17 protein-coding genes are annotated in these 18,731 nt (G+C 69.8%); 14 read left to right on the top strand and 3 right to left on the bottom strand.

Annotated features, from left to right (window positions below; genetic code table 11):
* The first annotated feature begins 8 nt into the window (after positions 1-8).
* On the top strand, positions 9-2,123 hold the full coding sequence (locus ACZ6YV_RS30170; protein ID WP_465512824.1) for a S9 family peptidase: 2,115 nt from the start codon (positions 9-11) through the stop codon (positions 2,121-2,123).
* Positions 2,120-3,070 (top strand): LLM class F420-dependent oxidoreductase, encoded by a 951-nt coding sequence (locus ACZ6YV_RS30165; RefSeq protein WP_465512823.1) that lies wholly within the window; start codon positions 2,120-2,122, stop codon positions 3,068-3,070. Before ACZ6YV_RS30170 ends, ACZ6YV_RS30165 begins: the two co-directional genes overlap by 4 nt.
* Positions 3,071-3,167: 97 nt before the next feature.
* On the opposite strand, the gene ACZ6YV_RS30160 is transcribed toward ACZ6YV_RS30165, so the two are convergent.
* Positions 3,168-4,253 (bottom strand): NAD(P)/FAD-dependent oxidoreductase, encoded by a 1,086-nt coding sequence (locus ACZ6YV_RS30160; protein WP_465512822.1) that lies wholly within the window; start codon positions 4,251-4,253, stop codon positions 3,168-3,170.
* An 86-nt stretch (positions 4,254-4,339) separates the two neighbouring features.
* Here ACZ6YV_RS30160 and ACZ6YV_RS30155 point away from each other — a divergent pair, with 86 nt between their 5' ends.
* The gene (locus ACZ6YV_RS30155) at positions 4,340-4,765 is read left to right on the top strand and encodes a MarR family winged helix-turn-helix transcriptional regulator (protein ID WP_465512821.1); all 426 of its coding nucleotides are present in this window, start codon (positions 4,340-4,342) and stop codon (positions 4,763-4,765) included.
* Between the two features lies 1 nt (position 4,766).
* Here the strand turns inward: ACZ6YV_RS30155 and crcB (ACZ6YV_RS30150) are convergent, their stop codons facing one another.
* Both crcB (ACZ6YV_RS30150) and crcB (ACZ6YV_RS30145) read right to left on the bottom strand, forming a co-directional pair.
* The gene (crcB, locus tag ACZ6YV_RS30150; protein WP_465512820.1) at positions 4,767-5,141 is read right to left on the bottom strand and encodes a fluoride efflux transporter CrcB; all 375 of its coding nucleotides are present in this window, start codon (positions 5,139-5,141) and stop codon (positions 4,767-4,769) included.
* On the bottom strand, positions 5,138-5,548 hold the full coding sequence (gene crcB, locus ACZ6YV_RS30145) for a fluoride efflux transporter CrcB (RefSeq protein ID WP_465512819.1): 411 nt from the start codon (positions 5,546-5,548) through the stop codon (positions 5,138-5,140). Before crcB (ACZ6YV_RS30145) ends, crcB (ACZ6YV_RS30150) begins: the two co-directional genes overlap by 4 nt.
* A 170-nt stretch (positions 5,549-5,718) precedes the next feature.
* Here crcB (ACZ6YV_RS30145) and ACZ6YV_RS30140 point away from each other — a divergent pair, with 170 nt between their 5' ends.
* The 11 genes from ACZ6YV_RS30140 to ACZ6YV_RS30090 all read left to right on the top strand — a co-directional run bounded on the left by ACZ6YV_RS30140 (position 5,719) and on the right by ACZ6YV_RS30090 (position 18,544).
* The gene (locus tag ACZ6YV_RS30140; protein WP_005157133.1) at positions 5,719-5,850 is read left to right on the top strand and encodes a hypothetical protein; all 132 of its coding nucleotides are present in this window, start codon (positions 5,719-5,721) and stop codon (positions 5,848-5,850) included.
* The gene (locus tag ACZ6YV_RS30135) at positions 5,851-7,032 is read left to right on the top strand and encodes a cupin domain-containing protein (RefSeq protein ID WP_465512818.1); all 1,182 of its coding nucleotides are present in this window, start codon (positions 5,851-5,853) and stop codon (positions 7,030-7,032) included.
* Between the two features lie 85 nt (positions 7,033-7,117).
* Positions 7,118-8,080 (top strand): sucrase ferredoxin, encoded by a 963-nt coding sequence (locus ACZ6YV_RS30130; RefSeq protein WP_465512817.1) that lies wholly within the window; start codon positions 7,118-7,120, stop codon positions 8,078-8,080.
* Positions 8,081-8,147: 67 nt separating this feature from the next.
* Positions 8,148-10,058, top strand: a complete 1,911-nt coding sequence (locus ACZ6YV_RS30125; protein WP_465512816.1) for an intein-containing Rv2578c family radical SAM protein — start codon at positions 8,148-8,150, stop codon at positions 10,056-10,058.
* Positions 10,059-10,271: 213 nt separating this feature from the next.
* Positions 10,272-10,853, top strand: a complete 582-nt coding sequence (gene merB, locus ACZ6YV_RS30120) for an organomercurial lyase (RefSeq protein WP_465512815.1) — start codon at positions 10,272-10,274, stop codon at positions 10,851-10,853.
* Between the two features lie 130 nt (positions 10,854-10,983).
* A complete protein-coding gene (gene aspS, locus ACZ6YV_RS30115; protein ID WP_465512814.1) occupies positions 10,984-12,756 on the top strand; it encodes an aspartate--tRNA ligase in 1,773 nt (590 codons plus the stop codon).
* On the top strand, positions 12,756-13,697 hold the full coding sequence (locus tag ACZ6YV_RS30110) for a DUF389 domain-containing protein (protein WP_465512813.1): 942 nt from the start codon (positions 12,756-12,758) through the stop codon (positions 13,695-13,697). Before aspS ends, ACZ6YV_RS30110 begins: the two co-directional genes overlap by 1 nt.
* Before the next feature lie 79 nt (positions 13,698-13,776).
* The gene (locus ACZ6YV_RS30105) at positions 13,777-14,964 is read left to right on the top strand and encodes a phosphotransferase (protein ID WP_465512812.1); all 1,188 of its coding nucleotides are present in this window, start codon (positions 13,777-13,779) and stop codon (positions 14,962-14,964) included.
* A 75-nt stretch (positions 14,965-15,039) separates the two neighbouring features.
* Positions 15,040-15,888, top strand: a complete 849-nt coding sequence (locus tag ACZ6YV_RS30100; RefSeq protein WP_465512811.1) for an SGNH/GDSL hydrolase family protein — start codon at positions 15,040-15,042, stop codon at positions 15,886-15,888.
* 43 nt (positions 15,889-15,931) lie between these two features.
* Entirely contained in the window at positions 15,932-17,299 is a 1,368-nt protein-coding gene (locus ACZ6YV_RS30095) for a replication-associated recombination protein A (protein ID WP_465512810.1), read from the top strand.
* A gap of 168 nt (positions 17,300-17,467) precedes the next feature.
* Complete coding sequence (locus ACZ6YV_RS30090) at positions 17,468-18,544, top strand: hypothetical protein (protein ID WP_465512809.1); 1,077 nt, start codon at positions 17,468-17,470, stop codon at positions 18,542-18,544.
* Positions 18,545-18,731: the final 187 nt, after the last annotated feature.

Raw genomic sequence — 18,731 nt, 5'->3', positions numbered from 1 at the left:
GTTCGGACGTGACCGACACCAGCTTCGAAGACCTCCCGTTCCTCCGTCGTCAGGCCCGTACCCAGCGCTTCACCCTCGGCGCGCCGAAAGAGTTCAAGGTCGCCCCGGACGGTGCCCGGGTGCTGTTCCTGCGGTCCGAGTCCGGTACGGATCCGCGGCACAGCCTGTGGTCGCTCGACGTCGCGTCGGGCGAGGAGACGAAGCTGGTCGACGCGGCCGAACTGCTGCCCGGTGAAGAGGACCTGCCGCCCGAGGAGCGTGCCCGCCGCGAGCGCAGCCGGGAGACCGGCGGTGGCGTGGTCGGCTACGCGGTCGACGACGCCTTCACCGTCGCCGCGTTCTCGCTCTCGGGCAAGCTCCACACCCTCGACCTGGTCACCGGCGAGGTGTCCGTGCTGGTCGAGGGGTCGGTCGTCGACCCGCGGCCCAGCCCGGACGGGTCCCGGGTCGCCTACGTCCGCGACCGGCGGCTGCGGGTGATCGACCGGGCCACCGGCGCGGACAGCGTGCTCGTCGAGGAAGACGGCGAAGACATCGCCTGGGGGCTCGCGGAGTTCATCGCGGCCGAGGAGATGGGCCGCACGCGGGGTTACTGGTGGGCCCCGGACGGGCAGAGCCTGCTGGCCGAGCGCTCTGACAGGGCGAACGTGCCGCGCTGGACGATCGCCGATCCGGCCAATCCGCAGTCGGCGGCCAACGTCGTCGCGTATCCGGCGGCGGGGACGACGAACGCGGACGTGACGCTGGCGATCCTCGGCCTCGACGGCTCGCGCGTCGACGTCGCGAAGACCGACTGGGAGTACCTGGCCGCGGTGCACTGGTCGGCGGCGGGCAAGCCGCTGCTGTCCGTGCAGTCGCGTGACCAGCGCACACTGGAGATCCAGGCGGTCGATCCGGCGACCGGTTCGGTCGAGGTGCTGCACACCGAGACCGACGAGCGCTGGGTCGAACTCGCCGCGGGCGTCCCGGCGTGGACCTCCGACGGCCGTCTGGTGCGCGAGAGCGCCGCCGACGGCGACCACAGGCTGGTCGTCGACGGGGTCGCGGTCACCCCGCCCGGACTGCAGGTGCGGTCGATCCTGCACGTCGGCGACGAGGTGCTGTTCAGTGCTTCGGAAGCCGACCCGACGCAGATCCACGTCTTCCGCACCGAAGGCGGCGAGCTCCGTCGTCTGTCCACTGAGGACGGTGTGCACGTCGGCTCCGGGAACGCTTCACTGACCGTGCTTTCGTCGTGGAGCCTGGACCGCAGCGGCCCGGTGGTGACCGTCGTCTCCGGCGAGAAGCCGGTGGCCCGCATCGGTTCCCGCACCGTGGACCCCGACGTCGTGCCGAACCTGACCTGGCTGACGCTGGGGGAGCGGGGCCTGCGCGCCGCGCTGGTGCTGCCGACCGGTTACGAGGAGAGCGAAGGCAAGCTCCCGGTGCTGCTCGACCCGTACGGCGGCCCGCACGCCCAGCGTGTCCTGCAGACCCGCAACGCCTTCCTGACCCCGCAGTGGCTGGCGGACCAGGGCTTCGCGGTGCTGGTCGCCGACGGTCGCGGGACGCCGGGCCGGGGTTCGGCGTGGGAGAAGGAGATCGCGGGCAAGCTCGCCGACGTCACCCTCGCCGACCAGGTCGACGCCCTGCACGCGGCGGCCGCGCTGCGTCCGGAACTGGACCTGGACCGGGTCGCGATCCGCGGCTGGTCCTACGGCGGCTACCTGTCCGCGCTGGCCGTGCTGCGCCGCCCCGACGTCTTCCACGCCGGTGTCGCGGGCGCCCCGGTGACCGACTGGTCCTTGTACGACACGCACTACACCGAGCGCTACCTCGGGCTTCCGCAGAAGGACACGGCCGCCTACGAGCACAACTCGCTGATCGCCGACGCCGGCGACCTCTCGCGGGCGCTGCTGATCGTCCACGGACTGGCCGACGACAACGTTTTCGTCGCCCACTCGTTGCGCCTTTCGTCGGCACTGCTGGCCAAGGGACGTCCGCACGTGTTCCTGCCGCTGGCCGGCGCGACGCATATGACGCCGCAAGCCGAAGAGGTCGCGGAGAACCTGATGCGCACGCAGGTGGACTGGATCGTGCGCGAGCTTTCCGGTGACGCGGCCAAGAGCGAGGAGAACGCATGAAACGGTGGGGCATCACCATTCCGCTGACCGGGGTGCCGCTCGCGGCGCACAAGGAAATGGTGCAGGAGCTGCCGGATCTCGGCTACACCGACGCGTGGTCGGCCGAGACGGCGGGCAACGACGCCTTCACCCCGCTGGTGCTGGCCTCGCAGTGGGCGCCGCAGCTGAGGCTGGGCACCGCGATCGTGCCGGTGTACACGCGCGGCCCCGGTCTGCTGGCGATGAGCGCGGCCACGGTCGCGGAACTGGCGCCCGGCCGGTTCGTGCTCGGTATCGGCGCGTCGTCGCCGGTGATCGTGAAGAACTGGAACGCCGCCGAGTTCGAAGCCCCGTTCGCGCGCTCCCGGGACACCCTGCGGTTCCTGCGGTCGGCGCTGGCGGGGGAGAAGGTCACCGAGACCTACGAGTCCTTCTCCGTCAGCAAGTTCCGGCTGGAACGGCCCGCCGACCCGCCGCCGTCGATCATGCTCGCCGCGCTGCGGCCGGGGATGCTGCGGCTGGCCGCGAAGGAGGCCGACGGCGCCATCACCAACTGGCTCGCCGCCACCGACGTGCCGAAGGTGCGCGCGGAGATCGGGCCGGACGCCGAACTGGCCGCGCGGATCTTCGTCTGCCCCACCGAGGACAAGGCCGCCGCGCGCGGGCTCGGCCGGATGCTCATCTCGAGCTACCTGACCGTGCCGGTGTACGCGGCCTTCCACGACTGGCTCGGCCGCGGCGAGGCGCTCGCGCCGATGCACGAGGCGTGGGCCGCGGGCGACCGGCAGAAGGCGAACCAGGTCATCCCGGACGAGGTCGTCGACGACCTGATCGTCCACGGCAGCCTCGATTCCTGCCGCGAGCAGGTGCGGTCCTATGTGGACAACGGGCTGACGACGCCGATCATCGCGCTGCTTCCGACGGGGGAGGATCCCTTCGCGCATGTGCGGGGTCTTGCTCCGCGGTAGTCGCTCTCCTTCATGTACTCCAGGAGAGAGGCGCGGCGGTGAGGTGTCGGTCGGGGTGGTCGTGAGTGACAAGTGTCGTTCTAACGCGACTTGCCACTCACGAGCCCTGCTCGCCCCCGAACAGCTCCTCGTATCGCGACACCATCATGTGCGACCCCTTGATCTCCGCGGTCGTCGCCGCGTCCAGGATCCCCACCTCCTCGGCGTAGGTCGCGCCCCCGGACGGCCCGAGCGGCAGCGAGATCATCGGCCCGCCCGGGGTGTGGGCCCGCAGCTCGCCGCCCTCGATCAGCGCCCGGATGTTGGCGACGACGACCTCCGCGTGGTCGCCGGCCACCTTCGCCAGTTTCCCCTCCGGCAGCGCGGTGATGTCGCCGAGCGCGAACACCCCCGGCTGTCCCGGCAGCCGCAGGTCGGCGGTCACCTCCACCTGGCCGTTCGGCTGCCGCGCGGAGGCGAGGGAGCCGTCGAGGTACGCGGTGTGCGGCGCGCCGCCGTAGCACTGGAACCACAGGTCGGCGGTCACCTCGCCGCCGCCGGTGAGACCCAGGGTGAACGTCTTCGCCTGCCCCGGTTCCGAGACCGGCGGCTCGGACAGCGAAGTGCCGAGCAGGAGTTCGACGCCCAGTTCGCCGAGCTGGCGGCGGATCTCCGCGCGGAACTCCTCTGGGAACCCAGGCAGGATCTCCTCCGCCGGGTCGACGATGGTCACGGCCTTCTCCGGCCACATCGCCTTGATCTCGCCCGCCAGTTCGAGGCCGACAGGGCCCGCGCCGAGTAGCAGTACCTTCTCCGCGCCCGCGAGTCCTTCCCGGGTGGCGCGGATCTTCGCCTTCGCCGAAGCGCTGTCCTGGAAGTCGATCTTCGCCGGGAACGGGTACGCCGAGCCTGTCGCCAGGACGACGTAATCCGGCGTAAGCCGTTCGCCCGACGCGAGCGTGACGCCGTCCTGGTCCACGCTCACGGCGCGGTCGCGCAGCACTCGTCCCCGCTCGAGAAGCCGGGCGTACGGGTAGAACAGCCGATCGGTCCACTCGGGATCGACGAGGCCACGCAACGCGGCGACGTGGTGGACGAAGTCCTCGCGCGGTTCGACGAGGACGACGTCGGTGAACGAGTCCAGTTCCTTGGCGACGGTCGTGCCGCCGTATCCCCCGCCGATGACGGCCACGGTCGTGCTCATGAGTTCCCCTAGTTCGTAGTACATAATGTTGGTACTACGAACTACAGTAGTTCGTAGTCCGAACCATCGTCAAGTAGGCTGCGGACATGACCACGGCCGAAGACCTCGGATTCGCGACGGCGCTGGTACGGCTTTCGCATCTGGTGCAGCGGGCTTTCATCGACGTAGGCCGGTCCCACGACCTCACGCCGCAGCAGGCGCAGCTGCTCTGCGTGCTGGCGCAGGGGGAGGCGGGCGTCGGGATGACCGAGCTCGGCAAGATGCTGAACCTGGAGAAGTCCAGTGTCACCGGCCTGGTGGACCGGGTGCAGCGGCGCGCGCTCGTCGAGCGGGTCGCGGATTCCTGCGATCGGCGCGCCCTCAAGATCACGCTGACGGAAGAGGGGCTCCGGCTCGCGAACGCCGCTCACGAAGGCGTCGTCGAGAAGCTGGAAGAGATGGCGGCCGGTCTTCCGGACGAGCAGCGTGAGGCGATCGCGGCGGCCGTGTGGCGGATGACGCCCGAAGACTGATTCAGTGCCAGACGGCGGCGGCGAGCAGGAGCCCGGCCGTCGCGGCGCCGATCCCGGCGACCATCGTGACGCCGACGTTCAGCACGGCGCGTGCTCGCGCCTTCTCGGTGAACAGGCGCAGCGTTTCGTACCCGAAGGTCGAGAACGTCGTGAGCCCGCCGCAGAACCCGACGGCCAGCAGTGAGCGAACACTGTCCGGCTCGCCGCCGTGCAGCGCCCAGCCGGTGAGCACCCCGAGGATCGCCGAGCCCACGATGTTGACCGTCAGCGTGCCCCACGGGAAGGCGGCGCCGCGCCACGCCCGCACCCGCAGATCGGTCACGAAGCGCAGGATCGCGCCGATGCCGCCACCGAGCGCGACGAAAAGGGCGGTCATTTCGTCACCGCCCGGGTGATCTCGTGCCCGGCGTAGACCGCTACCAGCGTGGCCGCCATCGTCCCGAAGGCGTACGCCAACCCGGTGAACGGACGCCCGTTCGTCACGAGATCGAGTGTGTCCGTCGCGTAGGTCGAGAACGTGGTGTAACCGCCCAGGATCCCGACCCCGAGGAACGGCCGCAGCAGCCGGTGCGGGTCGGCCGTAGCGCCCAGCACGGCCATCAGGACACCGATCAGCAGACAGCCGGAAACGTTGGTGGCGAAGGTCGAAAGCGCGAACTGGCCCCGGGAATGGGGGAGCGCGACGGACAGTCCGTAGCGCGCCAGACTGCCCCCTGCGCCACCCGCGCCGACGGCCGCGAGCACGTCCCATCGCGGGCGCGGGACGAATGCCGGTTCAGCCATGGATGGCAGCTTAGAACCGCTGTCCGGGTGAACTCGCGCCACGGTGTCGAAGATCGCTCACCAGGCCGTTTTTCCCTGCTGGACAGTGAATTTTCTCGAAACGTGTCGTAGGCTGGCGGCGCTCCAGGCCGATTTTCGGTCCGTCCGCTCGTCTGAGAAAAGGTGGCAGGATGGCACAGGAACAGTCAGGTACGCAGGCTCCCGACAGCGGTTTGCTGCTGGAGGTCGAAAAGATCCCGACCGCGGTGGATCGCGGGAAGGCCAACGGCGCGGCCGCCGACAACGACGGTAACGACGGCTGAGTGCCCGATACGCCGACACTGGCTGACCTCGTGGCTCCGCTCGGGGTCAGCCAGTTCTTCCAAGACGTCCAGGGCGAGACCTATCGCCGTTTCGAAGGCCCGGCGGGCCGGTTCGCCGACTTGCTGCCGTGGCCGGCGTTGAACGCGATCCTCCGGCAGCATCGCCTGGAGTTCCCGCGGCTGCGCCTGGCTCTCGACGGCACCCCGGTGCCCATGGAGAGCTACACCGATCTCGTCCCCACCCGCCGCAGTGGCACCGTCCCCCGCCTGCAGGCCGCTCCGTTCACCGAGCACCTGCGCGGCGGCGCGACGATGGTGCTCGACGCCATCCAGGAACTCAGCGACCCGATCGGCGATCTCGCCAGGGGTCTCGAACACGACCTCCGCGAGAGTGTGCAGGTCAACCTGTACGCGGGCTGGGGCGTGACCCACGGCTTCGACGTGCACTGGGACGACCACGACGCGTTCATCATCCAGGTCGCCGGCCGCAAACGCTGGCGGATGCACGGCCCGACCAGGCCCGCTCCGCTGCACCGCGACGTCGAACAGCCCGAGCGGCCCGGTGAGCCGATCGACGACTTCGTCCTCGAAGACGGCGACGTCCTCTATGTCCCGCGCGGGCACTGGCACGACGTCACCGCGGTGGGGGAGATGTCGCTGCACCTCACCCTCGGGTTCAGCCCGGCCACCGGGATCGACCTGGTGTCCTGGCTCGCCGACAAGCTGCGGGCGAGCACCGCGTTCCGCCAGGACCTCCCGAGGTTCGGGACGGAAGAGGAGCGCGCGGCCCGTGCCGCCGCCCTGCGCGCGGAACTGGACGCCGCGCTGACCAGCGACGTCGTCGACAGGTTCCTCGCCGAGCGCGACTCGTCGGCCCCGGCGCATCCGCGGGTCGGACTGCCGTGGGCGGCGACCCCCGGCCTGTTGCCGGACGGCGACGAGACCGAGGTCCGGTTCCTCGTCCCGAGGGCGGTGCTCGAAGAAGCCGACGGCCGGGTGACCCTGCTCGCGGACGGCAAGCGGTTCGTTTTCGCGGGCGCGGCGGCCCCGCTGCTGAAGGCGCTGCTCGACGGCACGCCGCAGGCGGTCAAGCGACTCGCCGAGCTGTCCGAACTCGATCGGGGGACCGTGCGGGCCTTCCTCGGTGAGCTCACCACGCAGGGGCTTCTCTCGATCGGCTGAATCTCACAGGGGAGGACAAGTGTGAAGGGAGTCCGGACGGGGTAAGCTAAGGCATGCCTAAGGTCAAGTCCGGAGGGGTCAGCCGATGACCGCTCAGCTCTCGGACACCTCTGCGTCCGATGGTTCGGCGCCGCCCGCCGCGTTGCCGGGCTGCGCGACCGTCGCCCGCATGCTGGGCGCGAGCCCCGCCGGCACCGCGGCCGACATGCGCTGCTGGCTGCTCATCGAGCAGCCGGGCCCCTGGCCCGCGGACGCGCTGGAGAACCTGCTCGACGAGGCCTTCCCCGCCGAGCGCCGCGAACTGCTCGAGAACTTGAGACGGTCCCACGGGCTCCGTCCGCTGCTGATCCGCCGCCCCGGCAAGCACCGGCGAGACCCGGGTAGCCCCCGCTCCGTGTACGTCGGCGGGGGCGAGCCGGGCAACCGCTGGCTGGAACGCCTGGAGATCCACGACCTGAGCGAACTGGCCGAGCTGGACCTCGAAGCGGTCGCGAACGGCGTCGGCGGGCTCGGCGAGCGAGTGGACGGGCCGCTGTTCCTGGTCTGCACACACGGGACCAAGGACATGTGCTGCGCGGTGCTCGGCCGTCCGCTGGCTTCGGCGCTCAACGCCAACCATCCGGGCCGCTCCTGGGAGGTCAGCCACGTCGGCGGCGACCGCTGGGCGGGAAACCTCCTCGTCGTCCCCGACGGCTTCCTCCACGGTCAGCTCAACCCGGCCGAGGCGGCGCTGGTCGCCAAGGCCGCCCTGCGCGGCCAGGTCGAGCCGGAGCAGCTTCGCGGCCGGACGTCCGCCCGGACGGCGTGGGCGCAGTTCGCGGAGATCGCGATCCGGCGGCAGCTCGATCTGTCCGGTTTGGACGACGTGCTCGCCGTCCAGGAGGAGCCGATGCTCGAATCCGACGCCAGGGTGGTCACCGTGCGCGGCGGCGAGGACTTCTACTCGGTGACGGTGCGCCGCCGGTCGGCGACGCCGCGCGGGGACAGCCGCTGCGCGGGTCTCATCCAGCCTGCCGGTTACGTCACTGACGAGATCGCGAAGCTTTAGCCTCGAAGATCACCCGCGTTCGAACACCTGTTTGACACTTGTCTAGAACATGTGTTCGACTGGCCGGGTGCGATGGGAACGACAGCGGGCGGACGGCGGCGAGCCGGTGCTGCCCGGAATGGACGGGTTGCCGCGCTCGGTGCGCACCCCCGGGTTCGACGGCGTCACCTTTCACGAGGTGCACGCCAAATCGGTGCTGAACAAGGTGCCCGAGGGGTCGGGTGTCCCGTTCGGATGGACCGTGAACCCGTACCGCGGCTGCTCGCACGCGTGTACGTACTGCCTCGAAGGCGCGACGCCGGTCCTGATGGCCGACGGCCGGACGAAGGCGCTGGCGGACCTGGCACCCGGCGACACGATCTACGGGACGCGCGGACGCGGCGCGGGCAGGCGCCTGGTGCCGACGGAGGTGCTGGCGCACTGGTCGACGCTGAAACCGGCCTACCGCGTGACCCTCGACGACGGAACGTCCATCGTGGCCAGTGGCGACCACCGGTTCCTGACCGGCCGCGGGTGGAAACACGTCACCGGCACCCGTTTCGGCGCGGCGCAGCGGCCGCATCTGGTCGGGGGCACCGAACTCGTCGGCGTCGGAAAACTGGCCCGCACCCCGGACGACACCCTCGGCTACCGCGCCGGGTTCCTTTGCGGGATGTTGCGCTCCGGCGGGTTCTCGGCCGAGAAGGACGCCGCGGACCGCGCGCTCAGGTACCTGCCGGACTTCGGCGCGTCGGTCGGCTTCGTCCAGGTGCCGCCCTCGCCGGATTCCCACTGGCAGCGCGGATTCCTGGCCGGGTTGTTCGACCTCGCCGGCAGCTACCGGCACGGCGCGCTGCGCGTCACCCACGACGAGCAGGATATCGTCTCGACCTTCTGTACCGCTCTCGACAACTTCGGCTTCCGCTACGTCAAAACCGAAAACGTCAAGTTCCGTCCGTTGTGGACGGTCCAGCTGCTCGGCGGGCCGTCGGAGGAGCTGCGGTTCTTCCATCTCGCGGATCCCGCCGTCGCCTGGAAACGGTCGCTCGACGGGCTCGCCATCGGCCGGACCAGGCGGAAGGTGTCGTCCATCGAAGCGCTCGGCATCGAGCTGCCGCTGTTCGACATCACCACCGGCACCGGCGACTTCATCGCCGACGGCATGGTCACGCACAACTGCTTCGCCCGGAACACCCACATGTATCTGGATTTCGACGCCGGACGCGATTTCGACACGCAGGTGATCGTCAAGGTCAACGCGCCCGAGGTGCTGGCCGCGCAGCTGCGGCGGCCGAGCTGGACTCGTGAGCGCGTCGCGATGGGCACGAACACCGACCCGTATCAGCGCGCCGAAGGCCGGTACGAGCTGATGCCGCGCATCATCACCGCGCTCGCGGATTCGGGCACGCCGCTGTCCATCCTGACCAAAGGGACCGTGCTGGCCAGGGATCTGCCGCTGCTGGAGTCGGTGTCGAAGGACGTGCCCGCCGGGCTGGCGATCTCGCTCGCGCTGCTGGACGAGGACCTGCGACACCGCCTCGAACCGGGGACGCCGAGCCCGCGGGCCAGGCTCGACCTGATCCGCAAGGCGCGGGACGCCGGGCTCCCTTGTTCGGTGCTGGTCGCCCCGGTGCTGCCGTACCTGACCGACTCGGTGGCGGCGCTCGACGCCCTGTTCTCGCGTCTGGCCGAGGCCGGCGCCACGCGGGTCACCGTCATCCCGTTGCATTTGCGGCCGGGCGCGCGGGAATGGTTCGCACGCTGGCTCGGCCGGGAACATCCGGAACTGGTGCCGAAATACCGCGAGCTGTACTCGCGCGGCGCCTATCTCCCGAAGTCCTATCGGGAGCGGCTGGGAGCCCGCGTCGGCCCGTTGTTGCGCCGTCACGGCTTCGGTTCCCGTGCCGATGACGAGGAACGAACGCAGGTGACGATGCCCGTGCAACGGTCGGAGGAGGAGGTGGTGATGCCTGCCGCGGAACAGCTCAAGCTGCTGTGAGCCGCTCACGACCACCTTGACCTGTTGCGTCACTTTTGCCTCATCCGACCAAAAGATCGTCTCTTTTCGTGCAACACGGAAAACGTCTTCCCGGTTCGCGGCGCGCAATGTGAATCTTCTTACCGCACAACGGATTCGGCCGTTCGGCTCAGTCACTTGGCGGAAATCCTTTTCATGCCTAATCTCGGAGTGACGAAGGCGAGGAGGTGCCTGTTGACCACCCGGACGGATCGCACCGCCGCTGTCCGCATCGCCTGGACCGCGACCAAGCTGACCAGAGCGGGCAGACACCCCATCGCCATCGGCAGGCTCGCCGCCACCGTCGGCATGGACCCCGCCGAGGCCCACCGGCTGATGGACCTGATGGGGTTCGCCATCCGGGACGGCCTGGTCGTGATGGACCGCGGCTCACGGCCTGGCCCGGTTGGCAAGGCGGCTTCCGACCGGTACCAGATGGACCTGTTCCTGCTGGCCGTCGCCACCGGTGAACCCGTGCACGCCGACTCGTTCTGCCCGGCGACCGGTGCACGCGTCCGTGTCCACTTCACTCGCGACAGGGTTTTGAGCGTCGACCCGCCGCACGCCGTCGTCGCCGCGTCGCGGCTGTCCGGCATCGATCTCACCCTCGGCCAGGACTACGTCGAGGCGCTGGTCTGCACGCAGTTCTTCGCCTCGAAGGAGGCGGCCGCGGGCTGGCTGCTGGAGAACATCGACGGCAGGGTCCTGTCGGTGCCCGATTACCTCGTCCACACGCGGCGGATGGCGGCGGCGCTGGAGGCCTGGCCGTCGATCTGAGCGGCGCCCGGTTCGTACCTGGTCGCGAGGCATCCGGGGCGGTTCGTTAGCCTTTGACGTCGGCGCAGAGCAGTCGAAACCGCAGCGCCGTCGAATCGCAGAATCGTGATGCCGAAGGAGAGCACCCGCAGTGCTTCGCACCCACAAAGCCGGCACCTTGCGTGCCGAGCACGCCGGTCAGACGGTCACCCTCACCGGATGGGTGGCCCGGCGGCGCGATCACGGCGGCGTCATCTTCATCGATCTGCGTGATGCCAGCGGCGTGAGCCAGATCGTCTTCCGCGAGGGCGAGATGGCCGAGCGCGCCCACCTGCTGCGCTCCGAGTACTGCGTCCGCGTCGTCGGCGAGGTCTCGAAGCGGCCGGACGGCAACGCCAACACCGAGATCCCCACCGGCGAGATCGAGGTGCTGGTCACCGAGCTCGAGGTGCTGTCCGAGGCCGCCGTGCTGCCGTTCCCGATCGACGACCGGGTCGACGTCGGCGAAGAGGTGCGCCTCAAGCACCGCTACCTCGACCTGCGCCGCAGCGGCCCCGCGGCCGCGATGCGCCTGCGCAGCGAGGTCAACCGCGCCGCCCGTGAGGTGCTGCACGCGCAGGAGTTCGTCGAGGTCGAGACCCCGACCATGACCCGCTCCACCCCCGAGGGCGCCCGCGACTTCGTGGTCCCGGCCCGGCTCAAGCCCGGCTCCTGGTACGCGCTCCCGCAGTCGCCGCAGCTGTTCAAGCAGCTGCTGATGGTCGGCGGGCTCGAGCGGTACTACCAGATCGCGCGCTGCTACCGGGACGAGGACTTCCGCGCCGACAGGCAGCCCGAGTTCACCCAGCTCGACATCGAGATGAGCTTCGTCGAGCAGGACGACGTCATCGCCCTCGGCGAGGACATCGTGACCTCGCTGTGGAAGCTGATCGGCGCCGAGATCCCCCGGCCATTCCAGCGCATCACCTACGCCGAGGCGATGGAGAAGTACGGCTCGGACAAGCCGGACCTGCGCTTCGACCTCGAGCTCACCGACATGACGGCGTTCTTCGCCGACACCCCGTTCCGGGTGTTCCAGGCGTCGTACGTCGGTGCCGTCGTCATGGCGGGCGGGGCCGACCAGCCGCGCCGCACCCTCGACGCCTGGCAGGACTTCGCCAAGCAGCGCGGGCACCGCGGGCTCGCCTACATCCTGGTGAACGAGGACGGCACGCTCGGCGGGCCGGTCGCGAAGAACCTGTCGGAGAAGGAGCGCGAGACGGTCGCCGAAGCCGTCGGCGCCAAGCCCGGTGACTGCGTCTTCTTCGCCGCCGGCAAGCCCGCCGACGCGCGTTCGCTGCTCGGCGCCACCCGGCTCGAAATCGGCAGCCGTCTCGGCCTGATCGACGAGAACGCCTGGTCGTTCGTCTGGGTCGTCGACTTCCCGATGTTCATCTCGGCCGAGGAGTCCGACGACGTCGCTGTCGGCGGTGGCAAGTGGAAGGCCCTGCACCACGCCTTCACCTCGCCGACCCCGGAGTGGATCGGCAAACTCGCCGACGACCCCGGCGGCGCGCTGGCCTACGCCTACGACATCGTCTGCAACGGCAACGAGATCGGCGGCGGCTCGATCCGTATCCACCAGCAGGAACTTCAGAAGCAGGTCTTCGAGCTGATGGGCCTCGGCGAGGAGGAGGCGCAGGAGAAGTTCGGCTTCCTGCTCGACGCCTTCGCCTTCGGCCCGCCGCCGCACGGCGGCATCGCGTTCGGCTGGGACCGGATCGTCATGCTGCTGGCCAAGGCCGACTCGCTGCGTGACGTGATCGCGTTCCCGAAGACCGGCGGCGGGTTCGACCCGCTGACCGCGGCCCCGGCGCCGATCACGCCGGAACAGCGCAAGGAGGCGGGCATCGACGCCAAGCCCGCGCCGCCCGCCAAGAACTGATGCTCCACCTCAGGGCCGTGTGCCCGCCGGACCGGACCGACGAAGCGATCCGGATCCTGCGGGCCCACCCCGGGACCGCGCACCTCGTCGTGCATCACGGGGTGGCTGTCGCGCCCGAGGGTGACCTGATCGAGGCGGACATCGCCCGCGAGGCGACCGACGAGATCATCGAGTCGCTGTGCGGGCTCGACCTCGACCACACCGGCGGGATCACGCTGGAAGCCCTCGACACAGCGGTGTCCGACGCCGCGGACAGGGCCGAGGAGGACGCGCCGGGTGAGGCCGCGGACGCGGTGGTGTGGCAGGAACTCGTCGGCCGCTCCGGGGAGGAGTCCCGGCTCACCTGGACGTTTCAAGCGTTCTTGACCATCGCGTGCCTGCTGGCGTCGGTCGGCGTGATCACGAACTCGGCGGTCACCATCGTCGGCGCGATGGTGGTGGGGCCGGAATTCGGTCCTCTGGCGGCGATGGCCGTCGGCCTGGTGCTGCGCCGCGGGGATCTCGTCCGGCAGGGCGGGATCGCGTTGCTCGGCGGCTTCCCGATCGCGATGGTGGTCACTCTCGGTGTGGTTCTGGTGGGCAACGCCACCGGAGTGCTCGAAGTCAGCAAACTCGCGGACAACCACGAGGTTGATTTCGTTTACCAGGTGGGAATCGCGTCACTGATAGTGGCACTGCTCGCCGGCGCGGCGGGAATGCTTTCCATGACCTCGGCCAAATCCGCCGCGCTCGTGGGGGTGTTCATCTCGGTGACCACGGTGCCCGCCGCCGGATACGCGGTGGTCGCCGGGGTTGCCGGTCAGTGGGACCGGTGCCTGTATTCGACCGGTCAGCTGCTGGTCAATCTCGTCGGAATCGTTGCAGCTGCGGCCATTGTGCTGACATTTCGCCGTCGTAAGCAACGATCGAGGATAACGGAACGTCCGCTTTCACGGGGATGAGTCCCAGATCGCGCCAGTGCGCGCGGTTGCCCGGATCTCAGTGGTCATGGTTGCTCAGTCACGAGTAGGGTCGGTGGTAATGACAGTCGATACCTCCTCTGCCGACGATTCAACCGTCGGAGCTGGAGCCGAAACCCTCGCCGTCGCGGCCGCGGTCGCTGCCGGTGAGTCAGTCCTTTCTCGCCGCTTCGGCAGCGCGATCACCCTCGTCGCCCCTGAAGACCTCGCCGGTAGTGGTCCGGCGACGGTCGTGCGGGCGCGGGTGGCGTCGTCGCCGTTCGCGCTGCCGCGCACCCTGGTCATCAAGCACTACCCCGATCCAGCAGAGCCGGGACGGCCCGATCCGTTCGCGCAGGAGGCGGTCAGCTACCAGCTGTTCACCGCGCTCGCGCCGGAGGACCGGATGTGTCCCGAGCTGCTGGCGCACGACGGCCGGGATCGTGTCCTCGTGATCGAGGACCTCGGCGGCGTCCCGACGCTGCACGACAAGCTCTACGCCCGTGACGCGCGCGGCGCCGAACGCGCGCTGTTGTCCTGGGCCCGGTCGCTGGGCAGGCTGCACGCGAGCACGGCGAGCCGGGAGCCCGACTTCAACGCGCTGCTGCGCCGTCTGGGTGGCCCGGTCAAGAACGAGGACGCGCCGCTGCCCGCGGTCTGCGCGCAGTTGCCGGGGCTGCTGGAGGAACTGCTCGACGTCGAGACTCCGGAGCCGGTGCAACGGCGGGTCATGGAGGTCGCCGAGCGGGCGGGGGCACCGTCCTACCGCGCGTTCAGCCCCGTCGATCTCAGCCCGGACAACAACCTCGTGACCAGCAGCGGGGTGCGGTTCCTCGATTTCGAACGCGGCCGGGTGCGCAGCACCCTGATGGACGCGGCGTACCTGCGGCTCCCGTTCGCGTCGAGCGCGGAAGCGATGGCGCTGCCGCCGGGGATGAGCGAGGCGATGATCGCCGCCTGGCGGTCCGAGGTCGTCTCGGTCTGGCCGGGGCTCGCGGACGAGGAAGCGCTGGCCGAGCACCTGATGGACGGTCAGCTGCTCCTGCTGTGGATCATCACCTGGGAGATCCTCCCGGAGCTGGACCTGGACAGGCACGCGACGCCGATCAGCCGGGAGGCCGCGCTGGTCACCTGGTGGCGGGAACTGGCCAAGCACTCGCTGCGTGCCCGCCTCACGGACATCTCCGAGCACGCCACCAGGGTCGCCGCGGCGCTCGGGGCCAGGCTGGGGCCGCACGCGGACCTCGCGTTCTACCCGGCGTTCCGGTAACCGCCGCACGGACTTTTCGCTCGACCGTCCTCGTCGCGTTACCCAGGCATCACCGCAGGTGAGTCTGCGTGGCCGATGGTGGCTACCGTGACCGTGATCAGTGTCGAAGTCACTCCGAGTCCCGAACCTCTCCTTCCTCCCGCCCCGGCCGTACCCCGGTCCGCTCGCAGACTGGTCGTGCTCGGCGATTCCACCGCCGTCGGCCTGGGCGACCCGCTGCCGGACCGGGGCGGCTGGCGCGGGGTCGGCCCGCTCGTCGCCGCGGCGCTGGGCGTCGAGCCGGACGGCTACTTGAACCCGTCGTTCGCGGGGGCGCGCGTGGGGTGCGTGCTGACGAAGCAGCTTCCCGCGGCCGTGGCACACCGCCCGGACGTCGCGCTGGTGGTGGCGGGCATGAACGACACGCTGCGCCCCGACTTCAGCGCCGGGAAGATCGCCGCGGACCTCACCGAGGTGATCCGTTCGCTCGCCGCCGTCGGCACCACCGTGGTGCCGGTGCGCTACCACGACCACGGCAAGGTGTTCCGCCTCCCGCGGTCGCTGCGGCGCGCGCTGAGCGAGCGGGTGGCCGAACTGAACGCCGCCATCGACGGCGTCGTCCAGCGTGAGGGCGTGCCGTGTCTCGACCTCGAACTGCTGCCCGGCGCCTACGACCTCACCTCGTGGAGCGTCGACCGGCTGCACCCGTCGGAACTCGGACACCGGATGCTGGCGACCGGGTTCACCGAACGGCTCGCCGAGGCCGGGTTCGCGGTACCGCGGCCGGTCAGCCTGACCTGCGCGGGAGGCGTCGAGCCGAGTACCGCCGGGCACCTCGGCTGGCTGGTGCTCAAGGGGGTGCCGTGGGTGTGGCGGCGAGGGCGCGAGTTCGTGCCGTACGCGGCCGTGATCATGTGGCACTCGTTCCGGGAGCGGCTGCGCTGACCTGTGGCCGGAACCGTCGGTGGCTACGGCTACCGTCGACACCGTGGCACAGGACGAACTCTTCACCGTGAACCCCGACCTCGGGCCGCCTCCGGAGCCGGCCGAGCCGAGGGAGGTCGCTGTACCCGCGGGCTCGCCGCTGGCGGTACGGATGCGGCCGCGGTCGCTCGGCGAGGTCGTCGGTCAGCAGCACCTGCTGCGCGAGGGCGCGCCGCTGCGGCGGCTCGTCGAAGGCGCGGCGCCCGCTTCCGTGCTGCTCTACGGCCCGCCGGGGACGGGCAAGACCACGCTGGCGAACCTCGTCTCGGCCGCGACCGGGCGCCGGTTCGTGGCGATGTCGGCGCTCTCGGCAGGCGTGAAGGAGGTGCGCGGGGTCATCGAAGAGGCCCGGCGCCGCCGGAACTACAACGCCGAGAACACCGTCCTGTTCATCGACGAGGTCCACCGGTTCTCCAAGACCCAGCAGGACGCCCTGCTCGGCGCCGTCGAGGACCGGACGGTGCTGCTGGTGGCGGCCACCACGGAGAACCCGTCGTTCTCCGTCGTCTCGCCCCTGCTTTCTCGGTCGCTGGTGCTGCAGTTGCGGCCGCTGACCGACGCCGACATCGTCGCGCTGATCGAGCGCGCGCTGGCCGACGAACGCGGTCTCGGCGGCGAACTCGCCCTGACCGAGGACGCGCAGGCCCATCTGGTGCGGCTGGCCTCCGGCGACGCACGGCGCGCGCTCACGGCGCTGGAAGCGGCTGCGGACGCGGCGGGCGCGACCGAGGCCAAGACGATCGATCTCGCCATCGTCGAGTCCACAGTGGACAAGGCGGCGGTGCGGTACGACCGGGACGGCGATCAGCACTACGACGTCATCAGCGCGTTCATCAAGTCGATCCGCGGGTCCGATGTGGACGCCGCGCTGCACTACCTGGCACGGATGATCGAAGCGGGGGAGGACCCGCGGTTCCTGGCTCGGCGCCTGGTCGTGCACGCGAGCGAGGACATCGGCATGGCCGATCCGACGGCGCTGCAATCGGCCGTCGCGGCGGCGCACGCGGTGCAGTTCATCGGCATGCCGGAAGGGCGTCTCGCGCTGGCGCAGGCGACCGTGCACCTGGCGACGGCGCCGAAGTCGAACGCCATCGTCACCTCGATCGACGCCGCGCTCAGCGACGTCCGGTCCGGGCGGATCGGGACGGTGCCGCCACATCTGCGCGACGGGCATTACGCGGGAGCGGAAAAGCTCGGCAACGCGAAGGGGTACCGGTACCCGCCCAACGCGCCGGAAGGCGTTCTCGCGCAACAGTATCCGCCGGACGAGCTGGTCGGGCGGGACTACTACGAACCGACGCAGCGCGGTGCGGAACGGACTCTGCACGAGCGGGTGCCGAAGCTGCGGCGCACGATCCGGGGCGAGCGTTAGTTCGCGCATTCGGAGCAATGCCGGGCCGATCGGTAACGTTCGTTGATCATGGGGCTATATCCCCTGTGGCTGGGGGATCACCGGGTTGTCACTCTGGGTGGGGTGTTCCCTCGTGCTCGACCATGTCGGCGAGCAGAACAAACCTGACAGCCAAAAAATATGGCAACTATGGGTAATTCCAAGGTCCGTGGCTTCGTGGCCTCCGTTTCTCTTCTCGCCGCGGTGACCGGGACGACCGGGGTTCTCGCCCCGGCGGTGGCGACCGCCGCGCCGGCCGGGGCTTCGGCCGCCGTGACACAGACGCCGGACGAGGTACGCACCAGCGCCGCCGCCGTCGTCGGACTCACGGTCACGCCGGAACTGCTGCGGCTCAGCGAACGCGACTTCGTCTACGAGATCTTCCGGGCGGCGAAGCTGCAAGGCGAGACCGCGCGGGAAGTTCAGTTCGCGGCGCTCGACGCCTACAACGGCGGGTGGAGCTCACTGTTCCTCAAGACCGGGATCTACGAGGCGCACCAGCGGGACCTGGACCGGGAAGCGCTCTACCAGGCCAGGCGCACTGAGCGGCAGCCCGCCGCCACGCTGCTCGGCTTCGAGCTGACCTCGATCCTGCTGGCCCAGGACGACAAGAACTTCGTCTTCGCGCTGTGGGAACGGGCCGCCCGGGGAACGTTCGTGAAGTCCGCCGCGGGCAAGGCTTTCAGCAGCACGCCTGCGGAGCAGAAGGAATTCATCGTTCACGGCATCTTCGTCGAGCACCAGCGTGACTTGGACGCGGCCGAGCAGGAAACCGCGGAAAAGAAGCTTCGCGACGCGCGGGTGAAGGCGGCCGCCGTCGTCGGCATGGACCCGGCACTGGCCGCGCAACTGACGGACGAGTACTTCGTGCAGCACATCTGGGCCCGTGACCTTGCGCCCCGAGACTCCGAGGTGTGGTACCAGGCCTACCGCAGCCGGACGCCGGAGCAGTGGCGAGCTTTCATCGACACCGGCATCTTCGAAGCCGCGGCCAAGGACAAGGTGGACGGCATCAAGGTCCGCGCCGCCGCCATCGTCGGTATCGAGGCCGGCTACGCCAGGTATCTCCAGGAAGGCCCTTTGGTCCGCGAGATCTGGACCAGGGCCAAGGCCGGCAGCCAGGTCCAGGCCGCCGCCTATCGCGCGATGCAGAGCGAATCCCCAGCGCAGTGGCGGATCTTCCTGGAAACGGACATCTTCATCGCCGCCGCGGCGGACAAGCCCTGAGTTTTCCCCAGCGGTCGCTTCGTCGTCGGCAAAGCGAGGGTGTTCTGGCGCGACAGTATTACGGGCCGACGCCGTGGCGCATGATCCGGGTTCTAGTAGTGCTTTGTTAGGTGTGTCGTTGTGGCTGGTCAGGGTGCTGGTGTGATCTGCTGCTGGAGTGAAACCGGTGGAGTTGGAGCAGGTCCGT

It is taken from the genome of Amycolatopsis sp. NPDC102522, from assembly GCF_055584485.1.
The sequence above is the reverse complement of the archived record's forward strand: the minus strand, read 5'-3'. Positions and strand labels throughout refer to the sequence as shown.